Below are 14,342 nucleotides of genomic sequence, written 5' to 3' on the forward strand. Positions count from 1 at the left end.
GACATATGAGTATAGGAGAAATATGTAAGATCGCGGGAATCGACACCATACTGGGTATGGGTACAGTATTCCTGATCCTGATTATCATATCCATCTTCATCTGGCTTCTTGGGGTATTGACGGGAGGCGTGAAAGCCGCAGGACAATCGGTTGTAGAGACCCCCGCCCCTGTAGCAGAACTTTCTGCCAGAGAGGACGACGCACAGCTTGTGGCTGTGATCATGGCCGCCATCAGGGCCAGCAAGGCCGCAGAAGGCGAGAACGTAGATGATGATGCATATGTAGTAAGAAATATAAGGAGAGCAACATGGAAGTATACACAGTCCGAGTAAATGGAATCGAATACGAAGTCGAAATCGAGAAGAAGGGCGAGAGCACTGCTGCTCCGGCCGCACAGGTTGCACCGGTGCAGGCAGCGGCCTCTACCCCAGCCCCCAAGGCTGCGCCGGCAGGCACAGGAAAACCGGTCACCTGCGGAACGGCAGGAAAGGTCTGGAAAATCGTTGCCAAGGAAGGCGATACCCTTTCCTCCGGAGATCAGATCGCGATTCTGGAAGCCATGAAGATGGAGATCCCCGTCGTCGCACCGGAAGATGGTGTACTGGATTCCATCGCGGTATCGGAGGGCGAGGCCGTAGAATCCGGTCAGGCCATTGCGTATATGAGATAGGCAGGTAGTTATGAGTGAGACAATCGTTAATCTGATCCATCAGACAGCCTTCTTCAGTCTGACCTGGGGAAATCTGGTGATGGTGGCGGTGGCACTTGGTCTCATGTACCTGGCCATCGTCAAAGAATATGAGCCGTTATTGCTTTTGCCGATCTCCTTCGGCATGATGCTGGTCAACCTGTACCCGCCCATCATGCAGGAGGGCGGACTTCTCCACTTCTTCTACCAGTTAGACGAGTGGGCGATCCTCCCCTCCCTGATCTTCATGGGCGTGGGGGCACTGACGGACTTCGGTCCCCTGATCGCAAACCCCAAGAGCTTCCTGCTGGGGGCGGCTGCCCAGTTCGGCGTGTTCGCCGCCTTCTTCATGGCTATGCTCATGGGATTTGATGAAGCTGCTGCGGCGGCCATAGGCATCATCGGTGGCGCGGATGGACCGACTTCCATCTTTCTGGCCACCAAGCTACACCAGACAGACCTGCTCGGCCCTATCGCTGTCGCTGCTTACTCTTACATGTCGCTGGTTCCCATCATCCAACCACCCATCATGAGAGCCCTGACGACGGAGAAGGAACGGAAGATCAAGATGGAACAACTCCGTCCGGTCTCCAAGAGAGAGAGGATCCTCTTCCCTATCGTGGTAAGCATCGTGGTATGCTGCGTGCTTCCTTCCACCGCACCGTTGATCGGTATGCTGATGCTGGGTAATCTCTTCCGTGAGAGCGGCGTGGTTCGCCAGTTGCAGGAGACCGCCTCCAACGCCATGATGTACATCGTCGTCATCATGCTGGGCACCTCCATCGGGGCTACCACCAGTGCGGAAGCCTTCCTCAAGCTGACCACCATCAAGATCGTGGTCTTGGGACTGCTCGCCTTCGCCTTCGGTACCGCAGCAGGCGTCCTGTTCGGAAAACTCATGTGCAAGCTGACAGGTGGCAAGGTCAATCCGCTCATCGGTTCTGCCGGCGTTTCCGCCGTTCCGATGGCAGCCCGCGTCTCCCAGAAGGTGGGCGCCGAAGCTGATCCGACCAACTTCCTGCTGATGCACGCCATGGGCCCCAACGTAGCCGGCGTGATCGGAACGGCTGTCGCAGCCGGTGTGTTCATGGCAATATTCGGGGTTTGAGACCTAACCCCATTTTCGCAGAAAATGGCTGGTAGGTCCAACGTCAGGGTTGCCCAAGGACGCAAGCGAAGTGCAGCGGGCTTGGCTGCAACCTACGGCGAGATTTGAGTGAAGGAGATACTATATGAGTAAACGAGTTAGAATTATGGAAACGGTGATCCGTGACGGGCAGCAGTCATTGATCGCCACCAGAATGCCAATCGAAGATATGCTGCCAATCCTCGAGACCATGGATAGCGTGGGCTACGAGGCCGTAGAGTGCTGGGGCGGAGCCACCTTCGACTCCTGCATCCGCTTCCTGGACGAGGATCCCTGGGAGCGCCTTCGTACCATCCGTAAGGCTATGCCAAACACCCAGCTGCAGATGCTCCTGCGTGGACAGAACATTCTGGGGTACCGACACTATTCCGATGATGTTGTGGATATGTTCGTCAAGAAATCCATCGAAAACGGTATCGACCGGATCCGCATCTTCGATGCGCTGAATGACACCCGGAACGTCCGCACCGCTGTGGAAGCCACCAAGAAATACGGTGCCCATGCCCAGGTAGCCATGTCCTACACCATCGGCGAACCTTATACCCCGGAATACTGGGTATCCCTGGCCAAAAAGATTCAGGAGATGGGGGCGGACTCCATTTGCATCAAGGACATGGCGGGACTGATGATCCCGGAAGCGGCCCGGAGAATGATCCGTGCCCTGAAGGACAATATCGACATTCCCATTCAGTTGCACAGCCATTGCACCAGCGGCGTTGCGCCCATCACCTACTATGTGGCCATCCAGGAGGGATGCGACATCATCGACTGCGCTATCTCTCCGTTCTCGGGCGGCACCAGCCAGCCCTCCACCGAGGTCATGGTAGAGACCTTCGCTGGAACAGAATACGACACCGGTCTTGACCAGCGAAAACTGGAACAGATCGCCGACCACTTCCGCGTTGTTCGAGAGAAAGCGCTGGAAAGCGGCCTGATGAGCACAAAGGCGCTGGGAACCGACATCAAGACCCTGATCTACCAGGTTCCCGGAGGCATGCTCTCCAACCTGGTCTCTCAGTTGAAAGAACAGAAGGCAGAGGACAAGTACATGGACGTGCTGCGGGAAATCCCGAACGTAAGGAACGACCTGGGTATGCCACCCCTGGTCACCCCCTCCTCCCAGATCGTGGGCACCCAAGCGGTGCTGAACGTCCTCATGGGGGAACGCTACAAGGTCCTCTCCAAGGAGACCAAGGACATCCTCATGGGCAAGTACGGAAGCACTCCGATGCCCATGAACCAGGAGCTCATCGAACAGAAGATCAACAAGGACGATATCATCACCTGCCGTCCGGCCGATCTCCTGGAACCGGAACTGGACAAACTGGAGAAAGAGCTAGGCGATTACAAGCAGCAGGATGAGGATGTCCTGACCTACGCCCTCTTCCCACAGGTAGCCATGGACTTCTTCAAGAAGAGAAACGCCCGTAAGAACAAGATCGATCTGGACACCTTCGACGCCAAGAACAAAGCCTATCCGGTGTAGAGATCTGCACCTTCAGCAAAGGCCATCTCATTTGAGATGGCCTTTTTCATTGGTTTTGTCACCACTTCTTCTTTGTGAAGATTTCTTCACAATCCTCCCTGTCTCTCCCTAAAACTGTTGAATTTCCAACAATTTTCCCGTCCCTTATGGAAATAGTCTGACGGCTTAACCCAGTCGTCAAATAGACGTAATATCCCCTTACGCAAGTTGTGCTATACTGACAACAGGGGTGTCGAAAGGTCATGAGAACAGGAGGAAACAATGATGACCAGAAGACAGATGACACAGATGAAGAAAATCGAATCTCCGGAAACCCTTTTGGAGATGGCAGAGAACGAGGAGAACCTGCAGGATGCTCTTTGGTTTGCCAAACGGGCACGGCATCTGGATCCTAACAACCTGGATGCCGAACGGATCATCGCCGGACTATCCGCAGAGGATGATGCAAAGCTCCTGCGAAGATACGAGGCGTTGATTGCCAGGGGCGATCTGTGGATGGAAGAGCACGGGTATATGGCGCAGAAACACTTCGGCCATTACTGGGAAATCCCTGAAACACAGCCCTATGTCCGCCTGAGGTTCAGCTATTGCTGGCTGCTGTATGACATGGGAATCTTTCGCAGAGCCATCGTAGAAGCCGAGGAGCTATTATGGCTTTGTGCAGCGGATACGCCTCTGGACGTACGAGGCCTCCTGCTGACCCTCTACGCCCTTCTGGGGGAAACCGAGAAGGCCGAGACCCTCTGTGCGGGAGCAGAGACGGAAGATTCCTTGAGTTTTCTACCCTTATCCGTTCTGTATTTCAGAGAGGGCAACCTGCGGGCAGCCCGTTCCTGCATCCAGACGATGCTCCGGATCGACCCTGGCATAGCGCAGCTGTACACTAATCTGGGACCGCAGATCACCCACAATGATCTGGATATAGAGGAAGAAACCGATGGGCCCCTCCCCTACACCGGCTTCACTTACGAGTTGTTCATGATGACCATGCAATACATCCATCTATACCTGAATACTCCCGCTTACTTCCTATGGGGCTATTATGAGATCCAGTCGATACTGAACGGTGAAAAGAAAAAGGAGGCGAAGAACGCCTCCTGATATACCGTTATACATATGCCGCTATGCATTCTCTCCATCCTGGTCCAGCATCCCGAAGTACTTGCTGTGGTAAGCCTCAAAATCACTGGTGAACTGGACGGTGTTAGAGTGATGCAGATTATGGATGTACTTATGCTCATCGCCGCGGATGGAATCGTCGTACCGTGCCAGCAGTGCCACCCCCAGATCGGAACACTGATCGGATACACGCTCCAGATTCAACAGGATATTCTGATAGAACAGTCCCACATACGCGTTGCACCGGTTGGCCAGCATACGCTTGACATGATTGCTGTGGAGGTACTCGATCAGTTCATCGTTTACCTCCTCCAGCGGTTCGATCTTCCGGGCCAGTTCCACACTGTTCTGGTTGCATGCTTCCGCTGCGATCTGGAGTACTTCGCCGACAGACTGAAGAGCCACCTTCAGTTCACGCGCGGCATCTTCAGAGAAATGTACTCCAGAATCCCGCAAATCCCGCAGTGTCTCTATAATGTTGATCGCCAGATCACCCGCACGTTCAAAACTGACCACCGCCTTCAGCAGGAAACTGGAGGTATTGTGATCCCTATCCAGGGTGATATATGGCGAGATGGCAATAATGTACTGGCTGGCCGCATCTGCCATTCGATCCAGCATATCCTCTCGTTGCTTGATCCTGTCCTCTCGCTTCTCTTCGAAATCGAAGAGTTGCTGGATAGCTGCCTGGTAGTTGTGCAGCGCCACTTCTGCCATAGTGTCGACGAGCATCTCGGTCTCTCCAAGAGCCAGCCCAGGGTTGGTGATCAGATGCATATCCAACTTGCTCAGAGCCTCCTCGATGGCGGAGTCCTCCTCGTCTACCGGGGTATCCTTCACGATGGCCTCTGCGATCCTCGCAAACAGTCCTGCACAAGGCAGCAACAGGATCGCCGGAATCAGACGGAACAATCCGTGGATATTGGCGACACCACCGGAGTTCATGGTCATGTTCCACAGGTCATCGCTGATGAGCCCTGTGAACCGACCGATGGCGATGGCCGCGATGATCAGCGCTGCCGCAAACACATTGTAGATAATATGTACCAGACAGGTCTTGATCTGTTCAGGTTTGGCACCGATCCTGCAGACCAGGTAGGTGGTGATACAGTCCCCGATGTTGACACCGATGATGATGGCGAATACACCGCAGAAGGTAACTCCGACAGAACTGGCGATGGACTGCAGGATACCTACCACCGCCGAAGAACTCTGGATGATACCTGTCACCAACACACCGGACAGGAATCCCAGCACATAGTTATCCTCAAAGGACATCAGCAGGTTGCTCATGGCATCCCCAAACTCGGACACGGCGGCACTCATGTTCATCAAACCGACGAACAGGATACCGAACCCCATACACACCGTTCCGATGGAGGTCGAGGCCTTGGTCTTCACAAACATGATCATCACGATGCCCAGAATCAGTGCCATGGGTGCCAGATTATCCGACTTAAACAGGAACAACAGGCTGCCTGAATCCGCATCCACATCCATCAATCTGATGATCTGTGCGGTTATGGCGGTTCCTACGTTTGCCCCCAGCACGATCCCGATGGACTGCCGAAAGGTGATGAACCCCGCACCGACCAGCCCCACCGCCAATACGATGGTGGCGGTCGAACTCTGGATCATGCATGTCACCAGCATCCCAAGAAGAAACCCCATGGCCGGCTTGTTTGTGATCTTAGTCAGTACGGCTTTCATGGCACCGCCTGAGTTGCTCTTCAGTCCATCGCCCATGATCCTCATTCCGTAGAGAAACAGGGCCAGCCCTCCCAACAGGCTGATTACTTTATAGAAAACTTCCAACTTACATCCTCCCGTCTTCTGACAAACGCCCAGACTTCCCGCTTATATTATGACAGGAAAGAATTGCACATTCTATCTGGAAGATGCACGGAAATGTGTAAGTGTTGATCTCCACAACCCTCTTTCGAACAGGCTGTCGCTGTCCTCGTGGAAGTTATCATAGCCCTTCTCCAAGATCAACCCTACATAGTTCTTCATCAGTTCGTAGTATACCTGACAGGACCTCTCCACGTCCATACCCGGCCAGGCGTTGGAACTGACCGTTACGCGGCGATGCTTTGTGCTCACCACCGGTGGGATCTCGTCATACCTTGGATCATCTGTGCCGATGAGGAAGTGCTCGTTGTTACCGGTAAGGGTACCTTCCATTCCCTTTACAAGCGGTGGATCTACGAGGAAATCATACCGGTCCGCACAGATATCTACTATCACCGCCTCCTCTGGCAGCAGTCCGATCTGTTCGTTGGTCATAACGTACTGTGTCTCATCCTTACGCTGCGTGGCATCCACTACCAGATAACACTCCTTGATAATGTCCCGGAATACCTCCGGATGTCCGGTGATGGTTCTGGTACAGATAATGGGAAGGATCCCCGAGGCTTCCTTCCCCAGGAACTCTCTGTCGCTGAGGATCTCCAGCGAACGGATAGCGTTCTGCCCTACTCCTCCAACTCCCATAACAAGGGCCTTGATCGGCGGTCTGTCTGTGCTGAAGAACTTGTCATAGGTTGCTTTCAGGGCATTGACCCCGGCATTGCATGCGTTGAATGCGGTTCCGAAGTAGTCCACAAAGATCCGAAGCCCCTTGTCGTCCACGATATGATCCATGGCAAGGGCCCGGATGTTCTTCCGGGTCAACACCTCACAGACCTTGGGTCTGGTCGCGTAGTGAAGCATGGAGAAATACACACAGCCATCTCTCAGCATCTCCAGGTCTTCCGGCTCTGGATTCTTCAGGATCATGACGATTTCCTGGTCAAACGCTTCTTCTCGACTCACAAAGCGAACCTTGTCGGAGGCCGCCTTGTAATCTTCCTCTGTATAGCCCAGGCGTTCCCCATATCCCTTCTCCAGATAAAACTCGCAGTCATAGCGATCCATGAACCGAAAAAGATCCGGGATAAAGTCCCTGGGGTCGTTTCCAAAATTCCTGATTGCCGGGAAACCAACTTTCCTTGCCATATTCTTCCTCCATTCGTCAATACTTCAATTAACTGATAATTCACACAATCCTACGGATATAGTATATCAGCAAACTCCGTTCTAATCAATGACACATTTTCCAATCATCAAATCGTGCCTACACAAAGAAAAACGCCGTGCCGATGAGAACATAAGTAGCCACCAACTGTAATCCTTCCAGCCAGTTGGATTCCCCATCTGCTGCGACCCGATTGGCGATGAGGACAGAAGCAGTGACCGCTACCAGTTCAAAGGGCGTGAACACGATGCTCATTGGCTGGAAACAGAGGCTCAGCAGGATCAGCACCGGAACCACGAACAGTATAATCTGGAGACTGGAACCCAGCGCAATCTCCACCGCTGCATTCATCTTGTTCTTCATGGCCATAATGATGGCGGTGGAATGTTCCGCCGCGTTGCCGATGATGGGAACCAGGATGATCCCCACGAAAGTAGCCGACAGACCCGCACTCTCTGCCATTGGTTCCACCGTTCCCACAAAGATCTCTGACAGGACGGCGATACATATGGTAGCCATCACCAGAAGCCCGATCGCTCCCGACAGTCTCATGGCTGGTTTCTCCTCCTCTTCCGTTTCGAGGGTCTCTTCATAGAGGTCGCTGTGGGTCACAAAAGAAAACACGAACTGCATGACGTAGATCAGGAGCATCAGCACCGCCACGATAACACTGAGCCCCTCGAATCGGGTCGTCAGGCTCGCATCTGGCATGGTGTGGGTAAAGATCGCCGGGATCGACAGTCCCAGCACAGCGAATAACAGCATACTGGAGGTGATATTGATGGACGCCTTGTTGAAGCGCTGGGTCTTGAATCGGACCCCTCCAGCCAACATGGACATCCCCAGCACCAACAGAATGTTGCCGATGACCGAGCCTGCCAGTGAAGCCTTCACCACGTCAAACATACCGGCTTTCATGGCGACAAAAGCGATGATCAACTCCGTTGCGTTGCCAAAGGTGGCATTCAGAAGACCTCCGATCTTCTGGCCCGCATAGAAAGAGATCACATCCGTACTCTTCCCCATGATTCCCGCCAGAGGGATGATCGCCAAAGCGCTGCACACGAACAACAGTGGGTCAGACATTCCCATCATATTTCCGGCTATGGTGACGGGAAGAAACAGCAATAATATATTCAGGTATTTCATGCACAAAGCCTCCTCGTTCGCAAAAGAAAGACCGCTTGTGAAGCAAGCGGCCCTTCCTATTATTCTGTCTTATGCCTGTTCTTCCTTGATCACAGCCTGTGCCGCTGCCAGTCTGGCCACCGGCACACGGAACGGGGAGCAGGAAACATACTGCAGGCCTGCCTTGTGGCAGAACTCGATAGATCTCGGGTCTCCGCCGTGCTCGCCGCAGATACCCAGCTTGATGCCAGGACGGGACTTCTTGCCCAGAGTAACGGCGGTCTCGATCAGGTGCCCGACGCCGCTCTGATCCAGTGTCTGGAACGGATTTGCATCCCAGATCCCGCGATCGATGTAGTCCTTGATGATGTTGGTCGTATCGTCTCTGGAGAAACCGAAAGTCATCTGAGTCAGGTCATTGGTACCGAAGGAGAAGAACTCCGCCGCCTTGGCAATATCGTCTGCACGCAACGCCGCTCTTGGAATCTCGATCATGGTACCTACCATGTAGGTGATCCTGCGACCCTTCTCTTCCATCACTCTCTCGGCGGTCTTGTCCACAGTCTCCTTTACATTCAGGAGCTCGTTTCTGGAGCAGACCAGTGGAATCATGATCTCTGGTACGATCTCGATGCCTTCCTCCTCGCAGACCTCGATGGCAGCTGTCAGAATAGCCTCTACCTGCATCTCAGCGATCTCTGGATAGGTGATGGCCAGACGGCATCCTCTGTGTCCCAGCATGGGGTTGACTTCCTTCAGATTCTCTGCCAGCACTTCCAGGCGCTCCGGTGCGATTCCGCTGGACTTGGACAGCTGTTCCATATCCTCCGGAGTCTTGGGGAGGAACTCATGGAGCGGGGGATCCAGCAGACGGACGGTCATCGGCCGCTCGCCCATTGCTTTGTACATGCCCTTGAAATCGCTCTTCTGGAACGGGAGCAACTTGGCCAGTGCCTTACGTCTCGCTTCCTCATCCTCCGCTACGATCATCTCGCGGATAGCAGGGATCCTCTCCTCGTCGAAAAACATGTGCTCTGTACGACAAAGTCCGATTCCCTCTGCGCCGAATTCCACGGCCTGCTGGGCGTCTCTCGGAGTATCTGCGTTGGTACGGATCTTCAGGGTACGGATCTCGTCCGCCCATTTCATAATGGTGTTGAAGTTTCCACTGATCTCTACCGGTACCAGCTTCAGCATTCCCTCGAACACCTCACCGGTGCTTCCATCGATGGAGATGTAATCCTTGTCTGTGAAGACCTTGTCCCCGATGGTCAGCGTCTTGGCTTCCTCATCGATATCCAGTGCCGCACAGCCTGTCACGCAGCATTTTCCCATACCGCGGGCTACGACAGCCGCATGAGAGGTGGCCCCACCGTGCTGAGTCAGGATTCCCTGAGCAGCAACCATACCCGCCAGATCCTCCGGCGAAGTCTCCGTACGAACCAGAACTGCCTTCTCGCCACTGGCAGCTACTTCCGCAGCCTCGTCTGCAGAGAAGCAGATTCGACCACAGCCTGCTCCCGGAGAAGCGTTCAGGCCCTTGGCGATAGCGGTTGCCGCAGCCTCCTCGTCAGCATCGAAGCGGGGATGCAGCAGGTGCTCCACGAACTCCGGCTCAATACGCAGGAGCGCGGTCTTCTTGTCGATCAGGCCCTCGTTTACCATATCCACAGCAATGTTCACTGCAGCCTCAGCGGTTCTCTTTCCGTTTCTGGTCTGGAGCATGAACAGCTTGCCGTTCTCCACGGTGAACTCCATGTCCTGCATGTCGTGATAGTGCTGCTCCAGCAGGTTCGCGATCTTCTCAAACTCTGCGTAAGCATCTGCGAAGGAATCGGCCATCTGGTCGATCTTCTTAGGGGTGCGGATTCCGGCTACCACGTCCTCTCCCTGCGCATTGACCAGGAACTCACCATATAGTTTCTTCTCGCCAGTGGCCGGGTTTCTGGTGAAGGCAACACCTGTACCGGAATCATTGCCCTTGTTTCCAAATACCATTGACTGGACGTTGACAGCTGTTCCCAGATCGTCAGAGATCTCGTTGAGCTTTCTGTATAGGATCGCTCTGTCATTGCCCCAGGAGCGGAATACGGCCTTCACAGCCTCCATCAACTGCTCCTTAGGATCCTGCGGGAACGCATGTCCCAGAACCTCAACATACAGAGCCTTGTAGCCCTCGATGATGGATTTCAGATCCTCGGTGGTCAGATCAACGTCATAAACGGCTCCGACCTCGGCCTTCTTGCCGTCGAAGATTTCGTTGAAGCGTTTCATGGGAACTTCCATAACGACATCTCCGAACATCTGCAGGAATCTCCTGTAGCTGTCGTACGCGAATCTTTCGTTCTCTGTCAACTTGCCCAGTGCGACAACTGTCTCATCGTTCAACCCCAGGTTCAGAACGGTGTCCATCATACCCGGCATGGAGATGGGAGCACCGGAACGGACGGAAACCAGCAGAGGATCCTGCGGATCGCCCAGCTTCTTTCCCATCACGTTTTCCAGTTCGTCCAGCTTGGTAAGTATCTCGTCAATGATCCCCTGATCGATCTTACCACCGTCTTCGTAGTACTTCTTGCACGCTTCGGTGCTGACAGTAAACCCGAATGGTACAGGCAGACCGATCTTGGTCATCTCCGCAAGATTGGCACCCTTTCCGCCAAGGATATCTCTCATATCCTTGGATCCCTCGTTGAACGAGTAGACAAATTGTTTCTCCATAGTTACATCACTCTCCTAAAAATAGTAGTCTTTCTAGAACGCAAGGCGTTCCTCAATATATGATCTGACTTCTCCGACCGGTATACGCACCTGTTCCATGGTGTCCCGGTCGCGGATCGTGACGCATCCGTCGGTTTCTGTGTCGAAATCCACACAGATGCAGAAAGGAGTTCCTATCTCATCTTCTCTTCTGTATCTCTTTCCAATTGATCCGGTCACATCGTAATCAACATTAAAGTATTTTGCCAGTTCCTCATAGATGGGCTCAGCCTTGTCCGCCAGTTTCTTCGCAAGCGGAAGGACAGCAGCTTTGAAGGGGGCCAATGCAGGATGGAAGTGCATGATGACACGGGTGTCTTCCTTGCCCTTGGCATCCACCACTGTCTCCTCCTCGTAAGCATCGATCAGGAACGCAAGGGCAACTCTGTCAGCGCCCAGGGACGGTTCGATGCAATACGGGATGTAAGTCTCCTTCTCCTTGCCTTCGCCCTCTGTGAATGTGAGCTCTTCACCGGAGAACTCGGAGTGCTTGCGCAGGTCAAAATCAGTTCTATCGGCGATGCCCCACAGTTCGCCCCATCCAAAGGGGAACAGATACTCGATATCTGTTGTGGCGTTGCTGTAGTGGGACAGCTCCTCAGGATCGTGATCCCGCAGGCGCACATGCTCCATGTTCATGCCCAGTGAACGCAGGAAGTTTTCACAGTAATCCTTCCAGTACTTGAACCACTCCAGATCCGTTCCCGGCTTGCAGAAGAACTCGCATTCCATCTGTTCAAATTCACGGGTTCGGAAGGTGAAGTTCCCCGGCGTGATCTCGTTACGGAAGGACTTGCCGATCTGGCAGATCCCGAAGGGGATCTTCTTGCGGCTGGTCCTGGCTACATTCTTGAAGTTCACAAAGATCCCCTGAGCGGTCTCAGGCCGCAGGTAGATCTGCGCCTTTGAATCTTCTGTGACGCCCTGGAAGGTCTTGAACATCAGGTTGAACTGGCGGATCGAGGTGAAATCGCTCTTGCCGCAGTCCGGGCACTTGACACCGTTCTCTGCAATATAGGATTCCATCTGCTCGTTGGTCCATCCATCTACCACGACCTCTTCACCGCCGGATTCTTTCATGTGACCCTCGATCAGCTGATCCGCTCTGAAACGGGAATGGCAGTGCTTGCAGTCGATCAGCGGGTCAGAGAAACCACCGACATGTCCCGATGCTTCCCATGTTCTGGGATTCATCAGGATCGCTGCATCCAATCCCACGTTATACTTGTTCTCCTGTACAAACTTCTTCCACCAGGCTTTCTTCACGTTGTTCTTGAATTCCACGCCAAGCGGACCGTAGTCCCAGGTATTGGCCAGGCCACCATAGATCTCCGAACCCGGATAGATAAACCCTCTGCCCTTCGCCAGTGCTACGATCTTTTCCATTGTAACTGTCTTATTGTCTTCCTTGCTCATTAACTGTCTACCAACTTTCCTTGATTATTATTTTTCTTCTTTCTCGATGGCCTCTTTCACGTCTTCTTTGATTTCCTCGACCTTGTCCATGGCTTTGTCTGCCACTTTTTCTGCAGCATCAAGTGCGTCGTCAACCATATCTGCCGCCTTGTCATAAAGATCCTCAGCAGAATTCTTGGACTTGATCTTCTCCGCCGCATCCTTGGCTGCGTCCTTGGCTTTGTTGACTGCCTCGCCACCCTTCTCCACGAAAGACTCGTAGACGCCAGGTGCCTTTTCCTTCAGCTTGTCTGCCACTTCACCGCCCTTGACTCTGGCATCCTCATACAGGTTACCAGCCTTATCGGTGATATCGATGACATCTCCGTTATCTTTCACTACAGATACCTGGCATTTGAATCCGAAGGAGGCGACAACGCCCAGCAACATGACCCAGGGACCAACCACTGCGCCTACGATACCTGCACTCAGCGGAATGTTCAGGATGAGTTCATCGTCCTTGGTTACCTGGATCCTGGACACATTGCCCTTCCGGATCACGTCCTTGATCTTATCCACCAGCGCCTCTCCCTTGGCACCGATCTTCTTGGAGGAAGTCTGTGAATCTACCGAGTCCTCAATAGCGATGATCGCATCGACCACGTTGCCCTCGGCAGCTTCCAGTGCATCCTTCGCTTCCTTGTAGGTTACACCTGTACGATCCTTGACCAGTTCGATCTTTTCCAATGTGATTTCCATATTATCCCTCCTTGGTTACAGACTCCCTTCGTTTCCGAAGAAACAATACGATCAATATCCACCGGCAAACACAGACTCGCTCTTCAGATCCCCCACGTCGAGATGCCAATCCAGGTAGGCGCGCAGGATGCCCTGCAATTCTCTCGCCACCTTCTCCTCCAGCGCCAGCTTCCGAAATGCGGTCAGTGGATTTGCGGCAAAGTAATTAATTACTTCTACTATATCAAAATTTGCATGATAAATCAACGCATCTTCCTCATCGCGTTTCTTTTTTTCAACACAATCAGCACAAAGCATCCCACCATCCGAAACACTGAACCCTCCTAACCCTTCTTCGCTTCCGCAACAGGCACAGGCATCCATGGAAGGAAACAACCCCAGGATTTTCAGCATTCTGACCTCATAAGCCAGCACCAACGTCAGGTAGCTTTTCTTCCGTTCAGATAACTCTCCCAAATAATCGATGAGAAGTTGAAACAGCGCCGGCTGAGGTGTTTCCTCCGGTACTACCTTCTCTGTCAGTTCCAGTACAAAAGCCGCTGCCATGTATTTGTCCAGATCCTCCCCAAGGGCGTACCAGCTCTTTCTGGTCTCCGCTCTGTCCAGGTTGTAGTAATTCCGCCCCTGAAAGATCTGGTATTCCCCGTAGGTAAACGGGCGCAACGCCAGAGAGGATTTCTTTTTTCCTCGGCCGTCCAGACTGGTACCTACGCTGATCTTCCCATATTTCCTTGTGAACAAAAGCAGCATCTTCCGGCCGTCAGCGGTCTTCGTCTGGCGGAAGATAATGCCCTCCGTATTGATATGCATATGTCTCCCTCCAGTGTGTCAAAGGGTGTCAAAG

General features: G+C 53.3%; 12 protein-coding genes. 5 read left to right on the forward strand and 7 right to left on the reverse strand.

The features are described 5' to 3' along the window. Window positions 1-5 precede the first annotated feature (5 nt). The 5 genes from P156_RS11480 to P156_RS0104060 all read left to right on the forward strand — a co-directional run bounded on the left by P156_RS11480 (window position 6) and on the right by P156_RS0104060 (window position 4,422). Window positions 6-332 carry an OadG family protein gene (locus tag P156_RS11480; RefSeq protein ID WP_051600607.1) on the forward strand — a complete coding sequence of 109 codons (327 nt, stop codon included), beginning with the start codon at window positions 6-8 and terminating at the stop codon, window positions 330-332. Then, complete coding sequence (locus P156_RS0104045; RefSeq protein ID WP_027869036.1) at window positions 308-670, forward strand: biotin/lipoyl-containing protein; 363 nt, start codon at window positions 308-310, stop codon at window positions 668-670. The genes P156_RS11480 and P156_RS0104045 overlap by 25 nt, the downstream gene beginning before the upstream one ends. Before the next feature lie 10 nt (window positions 671-680). Next, window positions 681-1,796 (forward strand): sodium ion-translocating decarboxylase subunit beta, encoded by a 1,116-nt coding sequence (locus P156_RS0104050; protein WP_027869037.1) that lies wholly within the window; start codon window positions 681-683, stop codon window positions 1,794-1,796. Between the two features lie 124 nt (window positions 1,797-1,920). Beyond that, on the forward strand, window positions 1,921-3,321 hold the full coding sequence (locus P156_RS0104055) for an oxaloacetate decarboxylase subunit alpha (RefSeq protein WP_027869038.1): 1,401 nt from the start codon (window positions 1,921-1,923) through the stop codon (window positions 3,319-3,321). A 261-nt stretch (window positions 3,322-3,582) separates the two neighbouring features. Further along, complete coding sequence (locus tag P156_RS0104060) at window positions 3,583-4,422, forward strand: hypothetical protein (protein ID WP_027869039.1); 840 nt, start codon at window positions 3,583-3,585, stop codon at window positions 4,420-4,422. A 21-nt stretch (window positions 4,423-4,443) separates the two neighbouring features. On the opposite strand, the gene P156_RS0104065 is transcribed toward P156_RS0104060, so the two are convergent. From P156_RS0104065 to recO, 7 genes are all read right to left on the reverse strand, one after another. Beyond that, window positions 4,444-6,255 carry a Na/Pi cotransporter family protein gene (locus P156_RS0104065; RefSeq protein ID WP_027869040.1) on the reverse strand — a complete coding sequence of 604 codons (1,812 nt, stop codon included), beginning with the start codon at window positions 6,253-6,255 and terminating at the stop codon, window positions 4,444-4,446. A 72-nt stretch (window positions 6,256-6,327) separates the two neighbouring features. Continuing rightward, entirely contained in the window at window positions 6,328-7,437 is a 1,110-nt protein-coding gene (locus P156_RS0104070; RefSeq protein ID WP_027869041.1) for a hypothetical protein, read from the reverse strand. A gap of 118 nt (window positions 7,438-7,555) precedes the next feature. Further along, window positions 7,556-8,611 (reverse strand): calcium/proton exchanger, encoded by a 1,056-nt coding sequence (gene cax, locus P156_RS0104075; protein WP_255344209.1) that lies wholly within the window; start codon window positions 8,609-8,611, stop codon window positions 7,556-7,558. A gap of 63 nt (window positions 8,612-8,674) precedes the next feature. After that, window positions 8,675-11,305, reverse strand: coding sequence for a pyruvate, phosphate dikinase (gene ppdK / locus P156_RS0104080; RefSeq protein ID WP_027869043.1), 2,631 nt, complete (start codon window positions 11,303-11,305; stop codon window positions 8,675-8,677). A 33-nt stretch (window positions 11,306-11,338) separates the two neighbouring features. Then, on the reverse strand, window positions 11,339-12,760 hold the full coding sequence (locus P156_RS0104085) for a glycine--tRNA ligase (protein WP_027869044.1): 1,422 nt from the start codon (window positions 12,758-12,760) through the stop codon (window positions 11,339-11,341). Between the two features lie 27 nt (window positions 12,761-12,787). Next, the gene (locus P156_RS12695; protein ID WP_051600610.1) at window positions 12,788-13,498 is read right to left on the reverse strand and encodes a DUF4342 domain-containing protein; all 711 of its coding nucleotides are present in this window, start codon (window positions 13,496-13,498) and stop codon (window positions 12,788-12,790) included. Window positions 13,499-13,549: 51 nt separating this feature from the next. Then, the gene (gene recO / locus P156_RS0104095) at window positions 13,550-14,308 is read right to left on the reverse strand and encodes a DNA repair protein RecO (protein WP_027869045.1); all 759 of its coding nucleotides are present in this window, start codon (window positions 14,306-14,308) and stop codon (window positions 13,550-13,552) included. Between the last annotated feature and the right edge of the window lie 34 nt (window positions 14,309-14,342).

Origin of the sequence: Eubacterium sp. AB3007, from assembly GCF_000688015.1 — a bacterium.
Lineage (GTDB): Bacteria > Bacillota > Clostridia > Peptostreptococcales > Anaerovoracaceae > Aminicella.

What these genes read in the sequence shown, in the direction of transcription:
- P156_RS0104055 (WP_027869038.1), top strand. Translation starts at nt 1,921, where the DNA reads ATGAGTAAACGAGTTAGAATTATGGAAACGGTGATCCGTGACGGGCAG.
- P156_RS12695 (WP_051600610.1), bottom strand. Translation starts at nt 13,498, where the DNA reads ATGGAAATCACATTGGAAAAGATCGAACTGGTCAAGGATCGTACAGGT.
- P156_RS0104050 (WP_027869037.1), top strand. Translation starts at nt 681, where the DNA reads ATGAGTGAGACAATCGTTAATCTGATCCATCAGACAGCCTTCTTCAGT.
- recO (WP_027869045.1), bottom strand. Translation starts at nt 14,308, where the DNA reads ATGCATATCAATACGGAGGGCATTATCTTCCGCCAGACGAAGACCGCT.
- P156_RS11480 (WP_051600607.1), top strand. Translation starts at nt 6, where the DNA reads ATGAGTATAGGAGAAATATGTAAGATCGCGGGAATCGACACCATACTG.
- ppdK (WP_027869043.1), bottom strand. Translation starts at nt 11,305, where the DNA reads ATGGAGAAACAATTTGTCTACTCGTTCAACGAGGGATCCAAGGATATG.
- P156_RS0104070 (WP_027869041.1), bottom strand. Translation starts at nt 7,437, where the DNA reads ATGGCAAGGAAAGTTGGTTTCCCGGCAATCAGGAATTTTGGAAACGAC.
- P156_RS0104045 (WP_027869036.1), top strand. Translation starts at nt 308, where the DNA reads ATGGAAGTATACACAGTCCGAGTAAATGGAATCGAATACGAAGTCGAA.
- P156_RS0104085 (WP_027869044.1), bottom strand. Translation starts at nt 12,760, where the DNA reads ATGAGCAAGGAAGACAATAAGACAGTTACAATGGAAAAGATCGTAGCA.
- P156_RS0104060 (WP_027869039.1), top strand. Translation starts at nt 3,583, where the DNA reads ATGATGACCAGAAGACAGATGACACAGATGAAGAAAATCGAATCTCCG.